Annotated in this window: 19 protein-coding genes; 11 read left to right on the top strand and 8 right to left on the bottom strand. The window is 74.4% G+C overall.

Going from position 1 to position 21814, the window contains the following annotated elements:
- Window positions 1–131: 131 nt before the first annotated feature.
- Both LCD33_RS24185 and LCD33_RS24180 read right to left on the bottom strand, forming a co-directional pair.
- Complete coding sequence (locus LCD33_RS24185) at window positions 132–1463, bottom strand: MFS transporter (RefSeq protein WP_224958056.1); 1332 nt, start codon at window positions 1461–1463, stop codon at window positions 132–134.
- Between the two features lie 209 nt (window positions 1464–1672).
- Window positions 1673–2359, bottom strand: coding sequence for a TetR/AcrR family transcriptional regulator (locus LCD33_RS24180; RefSeq protein ID WP_224958055.1), 687 nt, complete (start codon window positions 2357–2359; stop codon window positions 1673–1675).
- A 197-nt stretch (window positions 2360–2556) separates the two neighbouring features.
- Between LCD33_RS24180 and LCD33_RS24175 the strand changes: the two genes are divergently transcribed.
- Window positions 2557–3453, top strand: coding sequence for a shikimate dehydrogenase (locus LCD33_RS24175; protein WP_224968024.1), 897 nt, complete (start codon window positions 2557–2559; stop codon window positions 3451–3453).
- Window positions 3434–5299, top strand: a complete 1866-nt coding sequence (locus LCD33_RS24170) for a bifunctional sugar phosphate isomerase/epimerase/4-hydroxyphenylpyruvate dioxygenase family protein (RefSeq protein WP_224978324.1) — start codon at window positions 3434–3436, stop codon at window positions 5297–5299. The genes LCD33_RS24175 and LCD33_RS24170 overlap by 20 nt, the downstream gene beginning before the upstream one ends.
- A 7-nt stretch (window positions 5300–5306) precedes the next feature.
- Here LCD33_RS24170 and LCD33_RS24165 read toward each other — a convergent pair whose 3' ends face one another.
- Complete coding sequence (locus LCD33_RS24165) at window positions 5307–6362, bottom strand: low specificity L-threonine aldolase (protein ID WP_224968028.1); 1056 nt, start codon at window positions 6360–6362, stop codon at window positions 5307–5309.
- Window positions 6363–6639: 277 nt separating this feature from the next.
- On the opposite strand from LCD33_RS24165, the gene LCD33_RS24160 reads away from it, so the two are divergent.
- Both LCD33_RS24160 and LCD33_RS24155 read left to right on the top strand, forming a co-directional pair.
- Complete coding sequence (locus LCD33_RS24160; RefSeq protein WP_224958051.1) at window positions 6640–7155, top strand: SigE family RNA polymerase sigma factor; 516 nt, start codon at window positions 6640–6642, stop codon at window positions 7153–7155.
- A gap of 13 nt (window positions 7156–7168) precedes the next feature.
- Window positions 7169–7834 carry a hypothetical protein gene (locus LCD33_RS24155; RefSeq protein ID WP_224978323.1) on the top strand — a complete coding sequence of 222 codons (666 nt, stop codon included), beginning with the start codon at window positions 7169–7171 and terminating at the stop codon, window positions 7832–7834.
- Window positions 7835–7838: 4 nt separating this feature from the next.
- On the opposite strand, the gene LCD33_RS24150 is transcribed toward LCD33_RS24155, so the two are convergent.
- The 4 genes from LCD33_RS24150 to LCD33_RS24135 all read right to left on the bottom strand — a co-directional run bounded on the left by LCD33_RS24150 (window position 7839) and on the right by LCD33_RS24135 (window position 12579).
- Window positions 7839–8420, bottom strand: a complete 582-nt coding sequence (locus LCD33_RS24150; protein WP_224978322.1) for a TetR/AcrR family transcriptional regulator — start codon at window positions 8418–8420, stop codon at window positions 7839–7841.
- Window positions 8421–8438: 18 nt separating this feature from the next.
- A complete protein-coding gene (locus LCD33_RS24145) occupies window positions 8439–8759 on the bottom strand; it encodes a multidrug efflux SMR transporter (RefSeq protein ID WP_224978321.1) in 321 nt (106 codons plus the stop codon).
- 248 nt (window positions 8760–9007) lie between these two features.
- Complete coding sequence (locus LCD33_RS24140) at window positions 9008–10999, bottom strand: ABC transporter ATP-binding protein (RefSeq protein ID WP_224978320.1); 1992 nt, start codon at window positions 10997–10999, stop codon at window positions 9008–9010.
- The gene (locus tag LCD33_RS24135; RefSeq protein WP_224958042.1) at window positions 10996–12579 is read right to left on the bottom strand and encodes an ABC transporter ATP-binding protein; all 1584 of its coding nucleotides are present in this window, start codon (window positions 12577–12579) and stop codon (window positions 10996–10998) included. The genes LCD33_RS24140 and LCD33_RS24135 overlap by 4 nt, the downstream gene beginning before the upstream one ends.
- A 105-nt stretch (window positions 12580–12684) precedes the next feature.
- Between LCD33_RS24135 and purB the strand changes: the two genes are divergently transcribed.
- From purB to LCD33_RS24115, 4 genes are all read left to right on the top strand, one after another.
- Window positions 12685–14115 carry an adenylosuccinate lyase gene (purB, locus tag LCD33_RS24130; RefSeq protein ID WP_224958041.1) on the top strand — a complete coding sequence of 477 codons (1431 nt, stop codon included), beginning with the start codon at window positions 12685–12687 and terminating at the stop codon, window positions 14113–14115.
- Window positions 14116–14228: 113 nt separating this feature from the next.
- Window positions 14229–15116: a phosphoribosylaminoimidazolesuccinocarboxamide synthase gene (locus LCD33_RS24125; protein WP_224958040.1), complete on the top strand. Its 888-nt coding sequence runs from the start codon at window positions 14229–14231 to the stop codon at window positions 15114–15116.
- A gap of 366 nt (window positions 15117–15482) precedes the next feature.
- Window positions 15483–16277 (top strand): DUF2334 domain-containing protein, encoded by a 795-nt coding sequence (locus tag LCD33_RS24120; RefSeq protein ID WP_224958039.1) that lies wholly within the window; start codon window positions 15483–15485, stop codon window positions 16275–16277.
- Window positions 16278–16397: 120 nt separating this feature from the next.
- Window positions 16398–16826 carry an ATPase gene (locus LCD33_RS24115; protein ID WP_224958038.1) on the top strand — a complete coding sequence of 143 codons (429 nt, stop codon included), beginning with the start codon at window positions 16398–16400 and terminating at the stop codon, window positions 16824–16826.
- Window positions 16827–16850: 24 nt separating this feature from the next.
- On the opposite strand, the gene LCD33_RS24110 is transcribed toward LCD33_RS24115, so the two are convergent.
- The gene (locus LCD33_RS24110) at window positions 16851–17486 is read right to left on the bottom strand and encodes an MBL fold metallo-hydrolase (protein WP_224958037.1); all 636 of its coding nucleotides are present in this window, start codon (window positions 17484–17486) and stop codon (window positions 16851–16853) included.
- A 761-nt stretch (window positions 17487–18247) separates the two neighbouring features.
- Between LCD33_RS24110 and purS the strand changes: the two genes are divergently transcribed.
- The 3 genes from purS (at window position 18248) to purL (ending at window position 21658) form a co-directional block, all read left to right on the top strand.
- Window positions 18248–18487, top strand: coding sequence for a phosphoribosylformylglycinamidine synthase subunit PurS (purS, locus tag LCD33_RS24105; RefSeq protein ID WP_224958036.1), 240 nt, complete (start codon window positions 18248–18250; stop codon window positions 18485–18487).
- A gap of 136 nt (window positions 18488–18623) precedes the next feature.
- Window positions 18624–19301, top strand: coding sequence for a phosphoribosylformylglycinamidine synthase subunit PurQ (gene purQ / locus LCD33_RS24100; protein ID WP_224968034.1), 678 nt, complete (start codon window positions 18624–18626; stop codon window positions 19299–19301).
- A gap of 68 nt (window positions 19302–19369) precedes the next feature.
- Window positions 19370–21658, top strand: a complete 2289-nt coding sequence (gene purL / locus LCD33_RS24095) for a phosphoribosylformylglycinamidine synthase subunit PurL (RefSeq protein WP_224968039.1) — start codon at window positions 19370–19372, stop codon at window positions 21656–21658.
- Window positions 21659–21814: the final 156 nt, after the last annotated feature.

Raw genomic sequence — 21814 nt, 5'->3', positions numbered from 1 at the left:
GCGCGCAGCTCTTCCGCGCTCGGGTAGGCGCGGTCGGACTGCGCGAGCTGGATGACGGTCCGGTGCTGCGGTCCCGGGGGGGGGGGCGCCGCGCGCCCCGGCGCGGGGCCCGGCCCCGCCGCCTCCCGCGCTCACCCGGCCGCGACCGGTTCCGGTGCCGGACCGCCGCGCCTGCCGAGTTCGTCGGTGGGCACGCGGTGCGTCTCCCGTGCGGTGAGCACCGCGACGATGTTGCAGGCGCAGAGCGCGGCGATGAACGCGGACACCGCGAACCAGCCGTCCCGCCCGGGCCCGACGGCCTCGGCGATGCTGGGCGAGAACCCGGCGACGGCGAACCCGATCTGGGTGCCGACGGCCATCCCGGACAGCCGCACCTTCGGGGGGAACATCTCGGCGTAGAACGCGGGCCAGACCCCGTTCGGGGCGCTGTAGGCGATGCCGAACAGCAGGATCCCGGTCAGGAAGATCAGCGAGTACCGCCCGGTGGAGATCGACCACAGGTAGCCGAACATGAGCACCGCGCAGGCCGCGGTCCCGCCGATGAACACGGGTTTGCGCCCGATCCGGTCGGACAGCAGCGCGCACAGCGGGATCGCCGCCAGCGCCACCACGTTCGCCAGCACCCCGACCCACAGCATCGGGCTGCGCTCCAGGCCGACGGTGTTCACCGCGTAGCTCAGGGCGTGCACGGTGAAGATGGTGCTCACGGCCGCGACGGTGGAGGCCACCACCACGCGCAGCACGTCGGCCCGGTGCTCGCGGAACAGCGCGGCGATCGGCGGCTCGCGGTCCTCCTTGGCGGATTCCCGCTGGAACACGGGTGTTTCGTCGAGGGTGCGCCGGATGACGAGGGCGACGATGACGACGACGCCGCTGAGCCAGAACGGCACCCGCCAGCCCCAGGTGAGCAGCTGCTCCTGCGGCATCGCGGCGATCGGCAGGAAGACCGCGGTGGCGAGGATCTGCCCGGCTTGGGTGCCGCTGAGCGTGAAGCTGGTGAAGTAGCCGCGGCGGTGCTCCGGCGCGTGTTCGAGGGTCATGGAGCTGGCGCCGGACTGCTCCCCGGCGGCGGAGAACCCCTGCAGCAGCCGGAGCGCGACGAGCGTGATCGGTGCGGCGACGCCGATCTGCTCGTAGGTGGGCAGGCAGCCGACGCCGACGGTGGCGAGCCCCATCAGCAGCACGGTGAGCACGAGCACCCGCTTGCGCCCGAACCGGTCGCCGACGTGGCCGAGCACGAACGCGCCGACCGGCCGCGCCAGGTAGCCGACGCCGAACGAGGCGAGCGCGAGCAGCGTGCCGGTGGCGGGCGAGGAGGCCGGGAAGAAGATCTTGTTGAACACCAGCGCCGCGGCGGTGCCGTAGATGAAGAAGTCGTAGTACTCCAGCGCGCTGCCGATCCAGGCCGCCCACGCGGCTTTGCGGTGTTCGCCCGGCGTCGCGGGCGTGCGGGTCTCGGTCACCGAGTAGCTCCTGACGGTCCTTGCTCCGTTGCTCGGAACAGCGAGAAGCAGTTATGTACCACCTGGTTAGTTCGCAACTGTGCGGTGGCGGCACACCCGTGTCAAGGCTCGATCGCGTCCCGGTGCCCGGCCTGCGAGGCGGTCCGCGTCCGCAGGCGCCCCCGCTCGGCAGGGTCCGGGCGGCAGGGTCCGGGCGGGCGGCAGGCGCCTCAGCCGGCTTCGGGAGCCGCGGTCAGGTAGCTGACGACCAGGTCGCCGACCATCCGGCGGTAGTGCTCCCGGCGGTCCGCCGCCAGCATGTCCCGGCCGAAGATCGCCTGGAAGGTGTGCCGGTTCGCGGTGCGGAACACGCAGAACGAGCTGATCGCCAGGTGCACGTCCAGCGCGTCCACGTCCGCCCGGAACAGCCCCGCCGCGCGGCCGCGCTCCAGGATCCCGGTCAGCACCTCCAGCGCGGGCGTGCCCAGCCCGGGCAGCTCCGCGGACTTCGCCAGGTGCCTGCCGTGGTCGATGTTCTCGATGGACACCAGCCGGATGAACGCCGGATGCGACTCGTGGTGGTCGAAGGTCGATTCGGCGACCCGGCGGATCGCGGCCACCGGGTCCAGGTCGGCCACGTCGAGGCCCTGCTCCACGCCGCGGATCGCGGCGTAGGCGCGCTCCAGGGCGGCGATGTAGAGCTGCTCCTTGCCGCCGAAGTAGTAGTAGATCATCCGCTTGGTGGTGCTGGTGCGGGCGGCGATCTCGTCGACCCTGGCTCCGGCGTAGCCCTTGTCGGCGAACTCGGCGAGCGCCACGTCGAGCAGTTCCGCGCGGGTGCGCTCGGCGTCGCGCTGGCGCGGTTCGTCCGCCGGCCGGGCGCCGCCTGGTTCGGGCGCGGGGGGCGGTGGTGCCACCACGGGAGCTCCCCTCGTCGTCTCGTGGGCGCGGTCGCCGGAGCCGGGCTCCGCCGGTTCCGGCCGGTCAGCCACCGGTCCGGGCCGCTCGATCACGCCCAGCCTAATCCGCGGTCCTTGGCCGCGGTGCGCCGCCGGGCTACTGTGTACTAGCTAGTTCGTTCATTGCGCTGCGGGCCGCGGCCCGCGGGACGGAGGTGGCTGCCATCGGCGACGACGGATACCTCACCGGACTGGTCGGTGCGGGCATCGGCCCCTCCCTCAGCCCGGCCCTGCACGAGCGGGAAGCCGCCGAGCTCGGGCTGCGCTGCCTGTACCGGCGGCTCGACCTGGACCGGATCGGGCCGCCCGCCACCGCCGTCGGCGAGCTGCTGCGCGCGGCCCGGCTCACCGGGTTCACCGGCCTCAACATCACCCACCCGGCGAAGCAGCTGGTCCTCGGCCACCTCGACGAGCTGTCCCCGGACGCGGCGGCCCTCGGGGCGGTGAACACCGTCGTGTTCACCGCGGACGGCGCGGTCGGGCACAACACCGACTGGTCCGGGTTCGCCCGCAGCTTCGGCCGCGGCCTGCCGGACGTGCCGGTGGACCGGGTCGTGCTGCTCGGCGCGGGCGGGGCCGGGGCCGCCGTGGCGCACGGGCTGCTCACCCTCGGCACCGGCTCGCTGCACGTGCTCGACCTGGACGAGGCCCGGGCCGCCGAGCTCGCCGCCGCGCTGCGCGGCCGGTTCGGCCCGGACCGCGCGAGCTCCGGCGGCTTCGACCCCGTCGCCGCGCTCACCGGCGCCGACGGGCTGGTGCACGCCACGCCGGTCGGCATGGCCGCCCACCCCGGGCTGCCGGTGCCCGCCGACGTGCTGCACCCCGGGCTGTGGGTCGCCGACGTGGTGTACCGGCCGCTGGAGACCGAGCTCGTCCGCACCGCCCGCGCCCGCGGCTGCCGCGTCCTCGACGGCGGCGGCATGGCCGTGTTCCAGGCCGCCGACGCGTTCCGGCTGTTCACCGGGCGGGAACCCGACCCGGAGCGGATGCTGCGCCACTTCGAGACCCTCGTGACCGAACCCGGAGGCCCCCGTGTCCACGCAGCCCGTTGAACGCGCCCGCTCCATCGCCACGGTCTGCCTGTCCGGGTCGCTGGAGGACAAGCTCACCGCCGCGTCCGCGGCCGGCTTCGACGGGGTGGAGATCTTCGAGAACGACCTGATCGCCTCCGCCGCCACCCCGGAGCGGATCCGCGCGCAGTGCGCCGACCTCGGCCTGGCCATCGACCTGTACCAGCCGTTCCGCGACTTCGAAGCGGTCCCGCGCGACGTGCTGCGCGCCAACCTGCGCCGCGCCGAGCACAAGTTCGACCTGATGGCGCGCCTCGGCGCCGACCTGGCGCTGGTGTGCTCCTCGGTGTCCCCGGAGGCCGTGGACGACGACGACCTGGCCGCCGAGCAGCTGCACGACCTCGCCGAGCTCGCCGCCGGGCGCGGCATCCGGATCTGCTACGAAGCGCTCGCCTGGGGCCGGTTCGTGGACACCTACGAGCGGGCCTGGCGCATCGTGCGCCGCGCCGACCACCCCGCGCTCGGCGTGTGCCTGGACAGCTTCCACATCCTGTCCCGCGGCGGCGACCCCACCACGATCCGCACCATCCCCGCCGAGAAGCTGTTCTTCCTGCAGCTGGCCGACGCCCCGCGGATGAACATGGACCTGCTGCAGTGGAGCAGGCACCACCGGCTGTTCCCCGGCCAGGGCGAGTTCGACCTGGCGGGCTTCCTCGGCGCGGTGCTCGCCGCCGGCTACGCGGGGCCGCTGTCCCTGGAGGTCTTCAACGACGTGTTCCGGCAGGCCGATCCGGGCCCGGCCGCGGTGGACGCGATGCGCTCGCTGCTGGCGCTGGAGGAGGCCGCGGTACCGGCGGGGCCCGTCGTCGGCGGCCGGAGCCTGCCCGAACCGCCCGAGCTGGCCGGACCGGCGTTCGTGGAGCTCGGTGCCGACGCCGGCGCGGGCGAGCGGCTGGGCTCGACGCTGGCCGCGCTCGGCTTCCGGCCGGCCGGGCGGCACCGCTCCAAACCGGTGCGCCTCTGGGAGCAGGGGGACGCGCGGATCCTGGTGAACACCGGGCCGGACCGGCCCGAGCACCGCGGCGGCGGGGCGCTCGCCGCGATCGGCGTGCACAGCGCCGACCCGCGCGCCGCCACCCGCCGCGCCGAAGGGCTGCTCGCGCCGGTGCTGCCGCGCTCCGCCCGGCCCGACGAGGCGGACCTGTCCTCGGTGGCCGCACCGGACGGCACCGCCCTGTTCTTCTGCCGCACCGGCGCGGACCGGGACGCGAGCTGGCTCGGCGACTTCGACCCCGAGCCGGGCGGCACCGCGGGCGCGGGCGTCACCGGCATCGACCACGTCGCGATGACCCAGCCGTTCGACCACTTCGACGAGGCGATCCTGTTCTACCGCTCGGTGCTGGGCCTCGACCCGGAGCCGCCGGTGGAGTTCGCCGCCCCGTTCGGGCTGGTGCGCAGCAGGCTGGTGCTGGACCCGGGCGGGACGGTGCGGCTGGCGCTGGACTCGGCGGTGCTGCGCCGCGGCTCGTGGGCGCCCGCCGTGCCGAACCCGCAGCACGTGGCGCTGAGCACCGACGACGTGTTCGCCACCGCGCGCGCGGTGCGGGAGCTGGGCGCGCCGGTGGTGGCGATCCCGGACAACTACTACGACGACCTGGACGCCCGGCTGGAGCTGGACCCGGGGCTCGCGGCGCGGCTGCGGGAGTGCTCGGTGCTCTACGACCGGGACGCGCGCGGCGAGTACCTGCACTTCTCGGTGGCGGTGCCGGGCTCGCGGGTGTTCTTCGAGGTGGTGCAGCGGGTCGGCGGCTACCGCGGCCGCGGTGAGCACAACGCCCCGGTCCGGATGGCCGCCCACCGCAGGCGCAGGCTGGCCACCGGGAGCTGATCCCGGGTCAGCCCGCCTGCGGGATCCCGGCCGGCCGGTCCGCGCCGCCGCTGCGGGAGATCCGGTGCAGCACCTCCTGGACGTCCCGCTCGCCCACGTCCCGGTGCGTCACGAACCGCACGTTCCCGTCCATCGGCACCGCGAGCACCCCGATCTCCCGCAGCCGGTCCAGGGTGAGCCGCACGTCCGGCACCGCGGCCAGCACGATGTTGGTCTGCGGGGCGGTGACGTCCCAGCCGAGCTCGGTGAGCCCGTCGGCGAGCAGCGCCGCGTGCCGGTGGTCCGCCGCCAGGTCCGCGATCCGGTCCAGCGCGACCAGCCCGGCCGCCGCGAGCACCCCGCCCTGCCGGACGCCGCCGCCGAGCATCTTGCGCACCCGCCGCGCCTCGGCGACGAAGTCGCTGGTCCCGGCCACCACCGATCCGACGGGGGCGCCGAGCCCCTTGCTCAGGCAGGCCTGCACCGTGTCGACCCCGACGGTCAGCGCGGCGGGCGGCAACCCGAGCGCGGTGGCGGCGTTCCAGATCCGCGCGCCGTCTAGGTGCACGTGCAGCCCGCGGTCGCGGGCGGCCGCGGCGAGCTGGGCGTGCTCGTGCGGCGGGATGACCGCGCCACCCGCCGCGTTGTGCGTGTTCTCCAGGCACAGCAGCGTGGTGTGCAGCGCGTCGTAGCGCCGGTCGCCGCTCGCGTGCGCACGCACCGAGTCGGCGGTGGGCCGCCCCGGGCCGGCGTCCCACTCCAGCGGTTCCGGCATGCCCCCGGCGAGCCACGCGGCGGAGCCCAGCTCGTGGTGCAGCACGTGCGCGCCGCGCGGCGCGAGGAACCGGTCCCCGCGGCGCAGGTGCACCGACAGCGCGATCAGGTTGCCCATCGTGCCGCTGGGCACCCACAGCGCGGCGGCGGTGCCGAGCAGCTGCGCGGCCCGCTCCTCCAGCGCGCGCATGGTCGGGTCGTGGTCGAGCACGTCGTCGCCGACTTCGGCGTCGGCCATCGCCGCGGCCATCCGCTCGTCGGGGCGCGTGACCGTGTCGGAACGCAGGTCGATGGGGGCCGTTCGGGTCACGAACCGATCACACCACATCAGCGGGGGGTCGAGGCAACTGGTCGGAGGATTCCGATCGGCCCGCTCGGGGCCGTGGCACCGCGCATCCGGGTGATCGCAGCGGGTGCTCGCGCGGCTGACCTGCGCGGCCCGGAACTCCACCGGTGGCGGCTCGGCCGGGCGGTCCGCCTTCACTAAGGTTCTGCACGCGCACCGTTCGTTTTCGCGGCGGCGTGCAACCACAGGTGCCGGGCGCACCGTCCCAGCAGTGCAAGCACGGACGAGCGGAGAGTTCCGCGTGGACCAGCGCGAGGAGCAGGAGTTCGCGGAGTATTTCGCGGCTCGGCGGGAGGCGGTTCGTCGGATGGCGTACATGATGTGCGGTGACTGGCACCGCGCGGACGACCTGGCCCAGACCGCGTTCATCTCCTTGCACCGGCATTGGCGCAAGGTGCGGGACAAGGGTGCGTTGGACGCGTACGTCCGCCGCACGCTCAGCCGAGCCGTGATCGACGAGTCCCGGCGGCCGTGGCGCCGCGAGAAGTTCACCGACGTGCTCCCGGACCGGCCCACCGGCGGCTCGGTCGAAGACGGCATCGCGACCCGGCAGACGCTGGTCGCCGGGCTGCGCCAGGTGCCGCCGAAGCAGCGGGCCGTGCTGGTGCTCCGATTCCTGGAGGGGCTCGACGTCGCCGGGGTCGCCGAGGTGATGAAGTGCAGCGAAGGCACCGTGAAGAGCCAGTCGGCCCGTGGGCTGGAGGCGCTGCGCGAGGCCTTGGGCGGCCAGCTCGACGATCTTCGATCGACGTCGTGAGGAGGTGCGGCAAGTGAACGAGACCGAGCTGGAACAGCTCTTCCGCAACGCGGCCCGCGACGCGCCCGAGGCGTCGTTCGACGAGCAGGACGTGCTGCGCGGGTCCCGCCGGGTGACGGCGCGCCGCCGCACGGCGTTCGCCGGTGGCTCGCTGGTCGCGGCGGCCGTGCTGGTCGGCGGGGTCGGCGTGGGCACCGGGTTCTTCGGCCAGTCCGGGGAACCGGTGGCGCAGGCCCCGGCCGAGCCGACGCAGGCGCCGATGGCGCTGCCGCAGGAGCCCGCGACGCCGCGCTCCGGCCCGATCACCTTGGGCGACCCGAAGGCGGGCGCCGAGTGCGGCGCACCGGATTCGGCGTTGGCCGCGGCGCTGGCCGAGCAGCTGCCGGAGGCGGGGAGCACCCGGCCGACGGGTGCCGACGGCTCCTGCCCGATCGGGTCGCGGACCGCCGCGGTCCCGGTCCGGGAGGGCGCGGTGTCGGGGAAGGTGGCGCTGCTGCTGAGCCCGTCCGGCGCGAAACCCGCGGCCGCGGAGGGCCGGGCGCCGCACACCGAGGTGGTGGAGGTGCCGACGCGCAGCGGCCGGACGTTGACGGTGCTCAGCGAGCCGATGGGCGCGCCGACGGCGCCGTTCGCCGACCGCCTCGGCGGCATCGCGGCGGACCTGGCGCCCCGCTTCTGACCGGTCAGCCGAGCCTGCGGCGGAGGGTCCTGCGGGCCGCGCGGCGCGGCTCGGGATCGCTCTCGATGAGCGCGTTCACCACGGTCCCGTCGACGAGCGCGATGAGCTCGTCCAGCTGCTCGCGGTCGACGGGTCTGCCGCTGCGGGCGAGGATCTCGCCGAGCAGGTCCTTCAGCTCCCCGGTGAGCTCCCGCATCAGCGGCGCCAGGTACGGCCGCCGCGGCGAGCCGACGAGCCGTTCGTAGCGCAGCAGCACCGGCTCGGTGCCGCCGATCCGGGATCCGGTGCCCAGCAGCAGGTCCAGCACCAGTTCCACGACGTCCTCGGTGGTGCGGAGCTCGTCGGCGAGCCCGTCGAGCCGGGCGCGGCCCGCGGCGAGCTCCGCGCGGCCCTCGTGCGCGACGGCGGCGGCGACGAGGTCGTCGAGCGAGGTGAAGTAGTAGGTGGTGGACGCGAGCGGCAGCCCGGCGCGTTCCGCCACGGCGCGGTGCCGCACCGCTTCGAGCCCGCCTTCGGCGAGCAGTTCCGCCGCCGCCGCGACGAGTGCGTGGCGGCGGCGTTCGCCCTTGGGGGTGGCCGCTGTCATGACGCCCGATCCTAGGAGTCAGTGCGATCCGGCGAGGTTCAGCCCGATCACCCCGGCGACGATGAGCACCAGCGACACCACCTTGAGCGCGGACACGGCGTCACCGAGCCACACCATGCCGATCACGGCGGTGAGCGCGGCGCCGATGCCGGTCCACACCGCGTAGGCGGGGCCGGCGGGCAGCGTGCGCATGGCCCAGGCGAGGCCGCTGAAGCTGATCGCGGCCAGCACCAGGAACGACACGCTGGGCCACAGCTTGCTGAAGCCGTCGGAGAGCTTCAGCGAGATCGCCCAGCCCGCCTCGAACACGCCGGAGATCATCAGCACGATCCAAGCCATCACTACCTCCAGTTCCGGGACGACCGTACCATAAATCCGGGACTCCGAGGTCAGGCGCTTCTCCCCGAGCCCGAGATGCGCGCCACCGTCCGCGCACCCCACTCCGGATCGTGCTCGTGTCCACGCGGCGAAGCCGCCGACCACCCGCGGGTGCTCGCGAGGACGGTGCCGTCGCCTGCGGCGGAGCCACCGGCGACAGCGGTCCCGGCGGCGACGGGCCGCCGGGGACCACCGCCCCACGGCGGGAATCAGTCCTCGCCCGCGGCGGCGCGGTGCAGGGCGGCGTAGGAGCCGTCCGCCGCCAGCAGCTCGCGGTGCGCGCCGAGCTCCACGATCCGTCCGCCGTCCACCACCGCCACCCGGTCCGCGGTGCGCGCGGTGTGCAGCCGGTGCGCGATGGCGATGACGGTGCGCCCGGCCAGCAGCCGGGACAGCGAGCGCTCCAGCTCCCGCGAGCCGTCCCCGTCCAGCAGCGAGGTCGCCTCGTCGAGCACCAACGTGTGCGGGTCGGCGAGCACCACCCGGGCCAGCGCGAGCTGCTGTGCGACCGCGGCGGGCACCGCCGCGCCGCCGGAGCCGACCACCGCGTCCAGCCCGCCCGGCAGCCGCGCGGCCCACTCGGCGGCGCCGACCACCGCCAGCGCCTCGTGCAGTTCGCGGTCGGTCCACTCCCGCGCTTCGGGCAGCGACAGGTTGTCCCGCAGGCTCGCGGTGAACACGTGCTGCTCCTGGGTGAGCAGCAGGACCTCCCGGCGGACGCGGGCGGGCGGCAACGCGGTGATCTCCACGTCGCCGAAGGCGACCGAACCGGAGTCGGGTGCGCTGACGCCCGCGATGAGCCGTCCCAGCGTGGACTTGCCCGCCCCGGACGGACCGACCACGACGAGCCGCTCCCCGGCGGGAACCCGCAGGTCGACGCCGTGCAGGACCTCGCGGCCCGCGCGGTAGGAGAACCGGACGTCGCGCAGCACCAGGTCGTGCGCGCCGGAACCGGCTCGCTCGGACGGGCCGCGGCCGGCCGCGGGACGGTGCTCGGTGCGCTCGGGTCCGGCGTCGCGGGGTGCGGTGTCCCCGAGCGCGGCGTCCCTGATCGCGGCGCGATCGGATTCGGCGCGTTCGGGCTCGGCGCGTTCGCGCTCCGGGTGATCGGGCGCAGCGTGATCGAGTTCTGGGCGTTCGGGCGCAGCGCGGTGGGGCTCCGGGCGATGGGGCGCGGAACGCTCGTGCTCGGGACGACGCTCATGCTCAGCGCGTTCGGGCTTCCCCGCCCCGCTCCCCGGCACCCCGAGGATCCGCCGCAGCGCCGCGTGCCCCAGCTGCAGCTCCTCCAGCCAGGAGAACAGCTCGGCCAGCGGTTCGGACAGCGCCGCCGCGTACAGCACCACCGTCGTCACCGTGCCCAGCTCCGCCAGCCCCGCGTGGTAGCTCCAGCCGCCGATGAGCAGGATCGCCGCGAGCGGCAGCACGTAGGACAGCTCCAGCGCGGGCAGGAAGATCGACAGCAGCCCGCGGTGCCTCTGCTCGTCGGCGACGGCCTGCGCGAGCACCCGGTCGTTGTGCTCGCGGCGCCGCGCGGCGAGCCGCAGCGAGTCGATGGTGCGGGCGCCCCGCACGGTCTCGTGGATGCCGGACTGCACCCCGGCCCAGTCCGCGAGCAGCCTGGTCAGCGTCCGCCGGGCGCGCGGGAAGTAGCAGCGGCTCACCGCCACCAGCAGCGGGACCGCCACCAGCAGGCCGCAGGCGAGCAGCGGTGCGGTGGCGACCATCGCGGCCGCGGTGAACACGAGCGCCAGCGCCGCCCCGGTCAGCTCGGGTGCCGCGTCGCGGACGGTGGAGTCGAGCCGGTCCACGTCGGAGGTGGCGCGGCTGAGCAGGTCCCCGGTGCCTGCTTCCTCCACGGTGCTCAGCGGCAGCCGCAGCGCGCGGCCCACCACCCGCTCCCGGGCCTCGGCGAGCACGGCTTCGCCGAACACGGCGGCGCGCAGCCGGGCCGCGCGGGCCAGCAGCGCGTGCACCACCAGCACCGCCAGGAACCCGGCCGCCAGCAGGTCGACCTGCCGCACCGGTGCTCCGGCGACCACCGCGTCCACCAGGCGGCCGAGCAGCTGCGGGCCGATCAGGCCGACCGCGGTGGACAGCGCGAACAGCAGCACGAGCAGCGCGAACCGCTTCCGGTGGGCGGCGGCGGTGCGCCGCAGCCACCGCAGCACCTCGGTCCGCTCGGCCAGGGGCAGCGTCATGCGTGGTCCTCCGTCACGTGCACCACCCGGTCGGCGACCGCGTGCCACAGCGGGCTCTGCGTGAGCACGATCGTGGTGCGTCCTTTCCGCAGGTCGCGGACGCGGCGCACGATGCGCGCCTCGGTGTGCGCGTCCACCGCGGAGGTGGGTTCGTCCAGCACCAGCACGTCGGCGTCGCTGCACAGCGCCCGCGCCAGCAGCAGCCGCTGGCGCTGGCCGCCGGAGAGCGCGCGGCCCTGCTCGGTGAGCTCGCCGTCCGCGGGCAGCGCGGCGAGCACGTCCGCGGCGTCGGCGGCGTGCAGCGCGGCCTCCACCGGCACCGGCGAGCCCAGGTCGATCCCGGCGCGGACCGGACCGGCGAACAGCAGGTCCTGGTTGTGCGCGAGCACGATCCGCTCCCGCAGCTCGGCGATTGCGACCTCCGCGAGCGGCACGCCGCCGGCCAGCACCGGCCCGTCGTCGACGTGCCGGGCGAGGCGTTCGGCCAGCGCTTCGCCGTGCCCGGCGGCGTCGACGGCAGTGAGCTCGCCCGCGTCGGCGCGGGCCCCGGTGCGCTCGTCTGCGAGCGCGAGCGGTCCGGCGGGCAGCGTCCGCGGCACGTCCGGGTCGGCGGGTTCCGGTCGCAGCCGCAGCAGCGCGCAGGCGCGGTCCGCGGCCACGACGGCCGAGGCGAAGGTGCTCGCGGCCTCGGTGGCGGTGCGCACCGGGATGACCAGGAAGCTGGACACCCCGTAGAACGCGACGAGCTCACCGGCGCTGATCGTCCCGGCCAGCGCCATCCGCGCGCCCAGCCAGGTGACCAGCACCGTCACCAGACCGGGCAGCAGCACTTCCGCCCCGGCCAGCCACGCGGTGATCCGCCCGGCGGCGACCCCGGAGTCCTGGACGCGGCGGTTGGCCGCGACGAACCGGTCGTGGAAACGGGACTCGCCGCCGATGCCGCGCAGCACGCGCAGCCCGGACACGATGTCCGCGGCGAGCGTGTTCAGCCCGGTCAGGTTCTCCCGCTGCGCCTCCTCGCGGCGCCGCAGCGGGCCCAGCAGCGGCCCGATGCCCAGCGTCGCCAGCGGCACCCCGACCAGCGCCACCACCGCCATCAGCGGCGAGATCGTCAGCAGCGCGCCCGCGGCGGCGAGGAACGCGACGACCGCTCCGCTGAGCCGGGCGGACACCTCGAACGCCTGCCCCACCTGGTATATGTCGGCGGAGCCTGCGGACACCACCTCACCGGTGCGGACGCGCCTGGTCAGCGCGCCGCCGAGGCCCGCCACGTGGTGCAGCACCACCTTCTCGGCGGAGCTCGCGCCGTGCAGCCACAGGGTGTGCGAGGTCCAGCTCAGCGCCGCCGCGCCCAACGCCTGCACGATCCCGAGCACCAGCACCACCAGCACCCACCGCAGCAGCGCCGACCCGTCCCGGCCGGCCACGCCCGCGTCCAGCGCGCGCCCGATGACCAGCGGCAGCACCGCGGTCGGCAGCAGCCACAGCGAACCGGTGACGGGTGCCGCGGCCAGCAGCGCGGGACGGTCGCGCAGCAGCGACCACAGCAGGCGCAGCGGGCCGCGCGGATCAGGAGTCATGACGAGCCGAACCTAGCTCGCGACGGCCCGCCGCCTCGACCGATTTTCCGCGCCCGCCCACTGCCCGGTCCTGGGGTCCGCGGCCGGGAAGTATCCTGGTCAGCCGTGACGGTCAAGCCCCACCTCCCGAACGTGCTCGCCCACCGCTACGCCTCGCCGGAGCTGGTCGAGCTGTGGTCCCCGCAGCACAAGATCGTGCTGGAACGGCAGCTGTGGCTGGCCGTGCTGCGCGCCCAGGCCGACCTCGGCGTCGACGTGCCCGCGGGCGCGGTCGCCGACTACGAGCGGGTCGTCGACCAGGTCGACCTGGAATCCATCGCCGAGCGCGAGCGCCAGACCCGGCACGACGTGAAGGCCCGCATCGAGGAGTTCAACGCCCTCGCCGGGCACGAGCACGTGCACAAGGGCATGACCTCCCGCGACCTCACCGAGAACGTGGAGCAGCTGCAGGTCCGCCGCAGCCTGGAGCACGTGCGCGACCGCGTGGTCGCCGTGCTGGCCCGGCTGGCGCGGCTGGCCGCCGAGCACGGCGAGCTGGTCGTGGCGGGCCGGTCGCACAACGTGGCGGCGCAGGCCACCACGCTCGGCAAGCGGTTCGCGACGGCCGCCGACGAGCTGCTCGTCGCGTTCGGCCGGGTCGAGGACCTGCTGGCCCGCTACCCGCTGCGCGGCATCAAGGGCCCGGTCGGCACCTCGCAGGACATGCTGGACCTGCTCGGCGACGCCGGGAAGCTCGCCGACCTCGAAGGCCGCATCGCCGAGCACCTCGGGTTCGGGAAGGTGCTCACCAGCGTCGGCCAGGTGTACCCGCGCTCGCTGGACTTCGAGGTGCTCACCGCGCTGTCCCAGCTGGCCGCGGCGCCGTCCTCGGTGGCGAAGACGATCCGGCTGATGGCGGGCCACGAGCTCGTCACCGAGGGCTTCCAGCCCGGCCAGGTCGGCTCCAGCGCCATGCCGCACAAGATGAACACCCGCTCCTGCGAACGCGTCAACGGCCTGTCCGTGCTGCTGCGCGGTTACGCGTCGATGGGCGGCGAGCTGGCCGGGGACCAGTGGAACGAGGGCGACGTGTCCTGCTCGGTGGTGCGCCGCATCGCGCTGCCGGACGCGTTCTTCGCGTTCGACGGGCTGCTGGAGACGTTCCTGACGGTGCTCGACGAGTTCGGCGCCTACCCGGCCGTGGTGGCCCGCGAGCTGGACCGCTACCTGCCGTTCCTGGCCACGACGAAGGTGCTGATGGCGGCGGTGCGCGCCGGCGTCGGCCGGGAGACGGCGCACGAGGCGATCAAGGAGAACGCGGTCGCCGTGGCGCTGGCCATGCGGGAGCAGGGGATCGAGCGCAACGACCTGCTGGACCGGCTCGCCGCGGACGAGCGGCTGCCGCTGGACAAGGCGGCGCTGGAGGAGCTGCTCGCCGACCGGCTGTCCTTCACCGGCGCGGCCTCCGCCCAGGTCGCGGCCGTCGTCGCCGCGGTGGACGAGGTCGTCGCCCGCTACCCCGAGGCGGCCCGGTACACCCCGTCCCCCATCCTCTGATCCCGCAGGTGCACGGCCCGTTCGCCCAGCCGACCCGGGCGAACGGGCCGTGCACCGGAGCCTCCGGAGGGCCGCTCGGCCGGGCGGCGGTCGGCGTGGGGGAGAATCGCCGCGTGGTCGCACTCTCGGCATACCCGCTGATCGCCGCGGGCAAGGTTCGCCAGCTGCACGCCGTGGACGACGAGCACCTGCTGATGGTCGCGTCGGACCGCATCTCGGCCTACGACCACGTGCTCGACACCCCCATCCCGGACAAGGGCCGGGTGCTGACGGCGATGAGCGTGTTCTGGTTCGACCTGCTCGCCGAGCTGGTGCCGAACCACGTCGTCGCGCACGACGACCCGCGCATCCCCGCCGAGGTGCGCGGCCGCGCGCTGCTGGTGCGCAGGCTGGAGATGCTGCCGGTGGAGTGCGTGGCCCGCGGTTACCTCACCGGCTCCGGCCTCGTCGACTACCGGGCGACCGGCGCGGTGTGCGGCGTCGAACTGCCGGACGGGCTGACCGAGGCGTCCCGGCTGCCCGAGCCGATCTTCACCCCGGCCACGAAGGCGGAGCTCGGCTCGCACGACGAGAACGTCAGCTTCGACGCCGTGGCCGCCGAGGTGGGCCGGGAGCGCGCCGAGCAGCTGCGGGAGCTGACGCTGCGGGTGTACGCGCGGGCCGCCGAGCACGCGGAGAGCCGCGGCGTGGTCCTCGCCGACACCAAGTTCGAGTTCGGCCTCGACGCCGACGGCATCGTGCTGGGCGACGAGGTGCTCACCCCCGACTCCTCCCGGTTCTGGCCGGCCGACGGCTACGAGCCGGGCCGGGTGCAGCCGTCGTTCGACAAGCAGTACGTGCGGAACTGGCTGACCTCGCCGGAGTCCGGTTGGGACCGGGCCTCCGACGTGCCGCCGCCGTCGCTGCCGGACGAGGTGGTGGCCGCCACCCGCGACCGCTACGTCGAGGCCTACGAGCGCATCACCGGCCGCGACCTCGCCGACTGGCCTTCGCCCGCCTGATCCGGGGCCCGCTTGCCGCCGGTTTCGCGCCGATCGGCCGACGACCCGTTGATCACCCGGTTCGCCGACCGCCGGTTCGCCGACCCCTGGTCTGCTGATGCCCGGCTCGACGACCTCCGGTCCGCGGACGCCTGATCTGCGGGCGCCCGGTCTGCGGACAGCCTGGCTCGGGACCGCCGGTTCGGCGACCTCCGGTCTGGGGGACACCTGGCTTGCGGACGCCCGGCCTGCGGGCCTCCGGTCCGCGGACGCCGACTCGCGGACGTCCGGCCTGCTTGATCGCCCGGGCGACGTTCGCCCGATCTGCGCCGTTCGGTCACCCGGCGGTCAGGGCCGGGACACCCGGGTGCGGCCCAATGGTGAGCCGTGGGCTTTCCGCTGGTCGTCTCCCTGTCGGGGCTCGGAGACCGGGCGCTGGAGCACTGCGCCGGGTTCGCCGCCGAGCTGGATCTGCGCCGCGTCCCGCTGACGCTGCTGGTGGCGCCGCGCCCGAACGGCACCGCGCCACCGGGGCCGGACCGGCCCGCGGTGAGCTGGGTGCGGGAGCGGCGCCGCCTCGGGGACGCGGTGGCGCTGCACGGCTTCGACCACGCCCCGCACGCGCAGCGGCTGCTGCCGAGGGTGGCGTCGTCCGGTCCGACGGCCGCGGTCCGCGGTGCCGAGTTCGCCGCGCTCCCCGCGCACGAGGCCGGGCTGCGGCTGCACGCCGCGGCCGCCGCCCTGGACCGGCTGGGGCTGCGCGCCGAACTGTTCGTGCCGCCGCGCTGGCTGTCCTCGCCGGGCACGGTGACGGCGCTGCGCAGGCGGGACTTCGCGGTGTGCGCCGACGCGCTGGGCGTGCACGAGCTGCGCACCGGACGGGTGCACCGCGCCCGGGTGCACGCACTCGGGCCGGGCGCCCGGGTGGAGCACTGGTGGTGCCGGGCGCTGGTGCTGGGCGTGAGCCGGGCGGCCCGGCGCGGTCGGCCGGTGCGGCTGGCGGTGGACGCCGCCGACCTGGCGCGGTCCGGTTCGCGGCAGGCCGTGCTGGACGCGGTCGACCTCGCGCTGCACCACGGCGCGGAGCCCGCGACCTACGCCGCGTTCGCCGCCACCGCCGTCCCCCGCCGGCTGATGCCGCTGCCCGCCGCGATCCGCAACCTCGACCCGCTCTCCAGCTGAGGCGGACCGTGCGCTGCCGAGCGGGTGAAGGGGCTTTCACCTCGGGCTCAGGGTGAGCTCATCCGCGGCCGCGAAGCTCGATCTCGTCCAGGAGGAAAGCGACCGGGAGGACGAGGACGGATGCGGATCAGGAAACCGAGCAGGGCGGTGCTGGCCACCGCGGCGATCGTGGGCGTGCTGGGGGTCGGTGGCGCGGGCGTCGCGCTCGCGGGCGCGGGTACCGGCGCGGTGCCGGCGAACCCGGCCGCCGGAGCACCCGCGAGGTGGGACGACGACGGGCCGTGGGACGACGACCGCTGGGAGCGGGACGACCGCGACGACCGCTTCGACGACGGGCCGTGGGACGACGCGGACGACCGGGCGGAAGCCGAGGCCGAGGCGCGGCTGCGGGCGGGCGCTCCGGCACCGCTGCCGCCGGGCGCGGCCGAGCGGCACGACGACCGGGACGACCGGCTCGACGACGACCGGGACGACCGGCTCGACGATCGGGATGACGACCACGACGACGACCGCTTCGACGACGACCACGACGACCACCACGACGACTGATCCACCAGCGGCCGCGGCGGTGTCCTACACGGAGGTCGCCGCGGCCCGGTCCAGCACGGCCACGTCGGTGTCCTGCGGCGCGAGCTGCTCGAACATCCGGTGGTGCATCGCGGGCGAGGCCAGCACGGCCTCGTGGATGGGCACCGCGACCCGCGGCGCGACGGCGCGCAGGAAGTCCACGGCCTCCGAGAGCTTGAGCCACGGCGCCCCGGTGGGCAGTCCCAGCACGTCGATCCGCTGTTCGGGCACGTGGAAGGAGTCACCGGGGTGGTAGAAGGCGCCGTGGTCGACGACGAGCCCGACGTTGTCGATCACCGGGATGTCCGGGTGGATCACGGCGTGCTGGCCGCCGACGACGTTCACGGCGGCCCCGCCGAGTTCGAACGCGTCCCCGGGCCGGACCGCTTCGGCCTGGAAGCCCTGGCCGGTGACGATGTCCGCGGTGGCCGGGTCGGTGATGAGCCGCGCGCCGGGGTTGGCCCCGAGCAGCCCGGGCAGCCGGTCGGCGTCGAGGTGGTCGAAGTGCTGGTGGGTGATGAGCACCGCGTCGAGGTCCCGCAGCTCCTCGAACCCCTGGGAGAACGCGCCGGGGTCGATGAGCAGCCGCGCCTGCCCGGTGTCCACCAGCACGCACGCGTGTCCGAAGTGTGTGATCTTCATCGGCTCGCCCTCCCCGGACGCATCGGTGTCGCCCTCCAGCTTCCCAGAGCGGTGCGCGAGGTCGTTTCCGGTGCGGCAGGGCGTTCGGTCCGGTTCGCCGGGAGGTGGCCGGGAAACGGGTCGCGGAATTCGAGTTCTCCCATTCGGGTGAGACCAGGAACGCATCGCGGAACTGACATGTCCGGAGCTTCCCGTTGCGCCGCTGATCGGGGGGTGTGCAGCGCAACGGGAAGCGTTCCGGGGATTCCGCTGGGGGTGGCGGACCCCCCGCCGCCCCGCGTCGCGCGAACGGTTCTCCGCGCGCCTGCGGTGGCGGTTCCACCCGGCCTGTTCGGGCTCTGCGGCCGGGGAGCTGGGGTTTCGTCGGTGTCCGGGGTGTGCGGTGCGGTCCACGCGGTGCTCGTCGTGGCCCGCCTTCCGGTGTTGCCATGAGGAAGACGTGCGAAGTCCGGTGAACGTTCCGCGAATGCGGCGGAAAGTGCCGGAGGACACAGCGTGAAAATGCTTTTCTGCGCAATGCTGCTGAATTCGGCTGAGCAGCACTGCGCGGAAAGCGGGAGTGGATTCGCGTGACCTCCCCCGGCCGGATGAACGGTGACGATTTGGTCGCGGAGCGTGGCCGGATGTGGTCCACGGCGCTTCCGGTGCACCTGTCTGCGAGGGCGAACCCGCAGCTCAGTTACCCTTTGCAGGTACTGCTGGACATCCATCCCTGTCCTGCACGGGGCAGGAGGATCTGCACGAATCCGGGAGCATCGCCCGTGGCCCGAGTCGTCGTCGACGTCATGCCCAAGCAGGAGATTCTCGACCCGCAGGGTCAGGCGGTGGCCGCTGCGCTGCCCCGGCTCGGCTTCGAGGGCATCTCCGAAGTCCGCCAGGGGAAGCGGTTCGAGCTGGAGGTCGCCGACGACGTCGACGACGCCGCGCTCGCCCAGATCGCCGAAACGCTGCTGGCCAACCCCGTGATCGAGAACTTCGTCGTCCGCAGGGTGGAAGCATGAGCGATTTCGGGCCCACTCCAGTCCTGCGTGACCGCACCTCAGGGGAACGTGACGCAAGCCGGCCACGAGGAACCACGGAACGCGAGGTTCGGCCGGGCGCAACCACCACTGCGAATCGCGGAGAGGCGGTACCGGCATGAGCCCGAAGATCGGCGTCATCACCTTCCCCGGCACCCTCGACGACGTGGACGCGCAGCGCGCGGTCCGCAAGGCGGGTGCCGAGGCGGTGCCGCTGTGGCACGCCGACGCGGACCTGCGCGGCGTGGACGCGGTGGTCGTGCCGGGCGGGTTCTCCTACGGGGACTACCTGCGCTGCGGCGCGATCGCGAAGTTCGCCCCGGTGATGGGCGAGGTGGTGCGCGCCGCCGGGCAGGGGATGCCGGTGCTGGGCATCTGCAACGGCTTCCAGATCCTGTGCGAGGCCGGGCTGCTGCCGGGTGCGCTGACCCGCAACTCGGGCTTGCACTTCGTGTGCCGCGACCAGTGGCTGAAGGTCGAGAACAACTCCTCCGCGTGGACGTCCCGCTACGACGCGGGCGCCGAGCTGCTGATCCCGCTGAAGTCCGGTGAGGGCGCCTACATGGCGGACCAGGCCGTGCTGGACGAGCTGGAGGGCGAGGGCCGGGTGCTGTTCCGGTACCTGGAGGACGACCCGAACGGTTCCCTGCGCGGCATCGCGGGCATCACCGACGCGCGCGGCCGGGTCGCCGGCCTGATGCCGCACCCGGAGCACGCGATCGACCCGCTGACCGGGCCCACCGATGACGGCCTCGGCATGTTCCTGTCCGCTCTCGACGTACTGGTGGCAGCGTGAGCAACAACGAGCACGACGCGACGGCCGCCGCGGTGGCCGCGGTCGCCGACGGCCCGGAGGCGGATCCGGTGGAGTCCCGGCCGGAGCTGGACACGGTGGGCATCGCGAAGTCCTCGCCGGACCTGGCGCAGCCGTACCGCGAGCTGGGCCTGAAGGACGACGAGTACGAGCGGATCAAGGAGATCCTGGGCCGCCGCCCCACCGACGCCGAACTGGCGATGTACTCGGTGATGTGGAGCGAGCACTGCTCGTACAAGTCCTCGAAGGTGCACCTGAAGTACTTCGGCGAGACCACGACGCCGGAGATGCGGGAGAAGATGCTCGCCGGCATCGGCGAGAACGCGGGCGTGGTGGACATCGGCGACGGCTGGGCGGTCACGTTCAAGCTGGAGTCGCACAACCACCCGTCGTACGTGGAGCCGTACCAGGGCGCGGCCACGGGTGTCGGCGGCATCGTCCGCGACATCATGGCGATGGGCGCCCGCCCGGTCGCGGTGGCGGACCCGCTGCGCTTCGGCCCGGCGGACGCGCCGGACACCCGCCGGGTGCTGCCGGGCGTGGTGGCCGGGGTCGGCGGCTACGGGAACTGCCTGGGGCTGCCGAACATCGGCGGCGAGGTCGTGTTCGACGAGTCCTACGCGGGCAACCCGCTGGTGAACGCGATGTGCGTCGGCGTGATGAAGACCGAGGACCTGCACCTCGCGCACGCCTCCGGCACCGGCAACAAGATCATCCTGTTCGGTGCCCGCACGGGCCTGGACGGCATCGGCGGTGTCTCGGTGCTGGCGTCGGAGACCTTCGACGACGCCGAGGGCGGCACGGGCCGCAAGAAGCTCCCGAGCGTGCAGGTCGGCGACCCGTTCACCGAGAAGGTGCTGATCGAGTGCTGCCTGGACCTGTACCACTCGGGTCTGGTCGTGGGCATCCAGGACCTGGGCGGCGCCGGCCTGTCCTGCGCGACCTCGGAGCTGGCCTCGGCCGGTGACGGCGGGATGCGCGTGGACCTGGACCGGGTGCCGCTGCGCGCGTCGGGCATGAACCCGGCGGAGGTGCTCTCCAGCGAGTCCCAGGAGCGCATGTGCGCCGTCGTCGAACCGTCCCGTGTGGACGAGTTCATGGCGGTGTGCGCGAAGTGGGACGTGCTCGCGACGGTGATCGGCGAGGTCACCGACGGCGAGAACCTGGAGATCTACTGGCACGACGAGCTGGTCGTGGACGTGCCGCCGCGCACCGTCGCCCACCAGGGCCCGGTGTACGAGCGGCCGGTGCAGCGCCCCGGTGAGCAGGACCTGATCGCCGCGGACAACGCGAACACCCTCGCCCGCCCGTCCACCCCGGACGAGCTGCGGGAGACGCTGCTGACGATGGCGGCGTCGCCGAATCTGTGCTCCCGCGAGTGGGTCACCAGCCAGTACGACCGCTACGTGCGGGGCAACACGGTGCTGGCCCAGCCCTCGGACGGCGGCGTGCTGCGCATCGACGAGGAGACGGGCCGCGGCATCGCCGTCGCCACCGACTGCAACGCCCGCTACACGCGGCTGGACCCGTACGCGGGTGCGCAGCTGGCGCTGGCCGAGGCGTACCGCAACGTGGCCACCACGGGGGCGACCCCGATGGCGGTGACGAACTGCCTGAACTTCGGTTCGCCGGAGGACCCGGGCGTGATGTGGCAGTTCCAGCAGGCGGTGCAGGGGCTGGCGGACGGCTGCGCGGAGCTGGGCATCCCGGTGACGGGCGGCAACGTCAGCTTCTACAACCAGACCGGCAGCCAGCCGATCCTGCCGACGCCGGTGGTCGGCGTGCTCGGCACGATCGACGACGTCACCCGCCGCATCCCCACCGGCATCGGTGGCGAGGAGGGCGAGACGCTGCTGCTGCTCGGGGACACCCGCGAGGAGTTCGGCGGTTCGGAGTGGGCGCGCGTCGCCCACGACCACCTCGGCGGCACCCCGCCGAAGGTGGACCTGGCCCGGGAGAAGCTGCTGGCCGACGTGCTGCTGGCCGGTTCCCGCGACGGCATGATCTCCGCCGCGCACGACCTGTCCGAGGGCGGGCTGGCGCAGGCGCTGGTCGAGACGACGCTGGTCGGCGAGTGCGGTGCCCGCGTGGTGCTGCCGGAGGGCGTGGACCCGTTCGTCGCGCTGTTCTCCGAGTCGGCGGGCCGCGTGCTGGTGGCGGTGCCGCGCAGCGAGGAGCTGCGGTTCACCGAGATGTGCGCGGCGCGCGAGCTGCCGTGCGCGAAGGTCGGCGTCGCCGACGCGGGCACGTCGAGCCTGGACATCCAGGACATCGCCGAGATCCCGCTCGCGGAGCTCCGCGAGGCGTGGGAGGGCACCCTCCCGGCGCTCTTCGGCTGACGTTCCAACCCGGACGGGGGGCCCCCCCCCCCCCCCCCCCGGGGGGGGGGGCGGGGGGGGGGGGGGGCGGCGCGCCCGCGCGCGGCGTTTCCGGTTGCTCTGCGAGCAGCGCGGCTACGGTTACCCGGAATTGGCCCGTGACCTGCGCAAGCGGGG

The sequence above is a fragment of the Saccharopolyspora sp. 7B genome (genome assembly GCF_020177435.1).
Lineage (GTDB): Bacteria > Actinomycetota > Actinomycetes > Mycobacteriales > Pseudonocardiaceae > Saccharopolyspora_C > Saccharopolyspora_C gregorii.
This window is presented reverse-complemented; position numbering and strand designations above follow the sequence as displayed.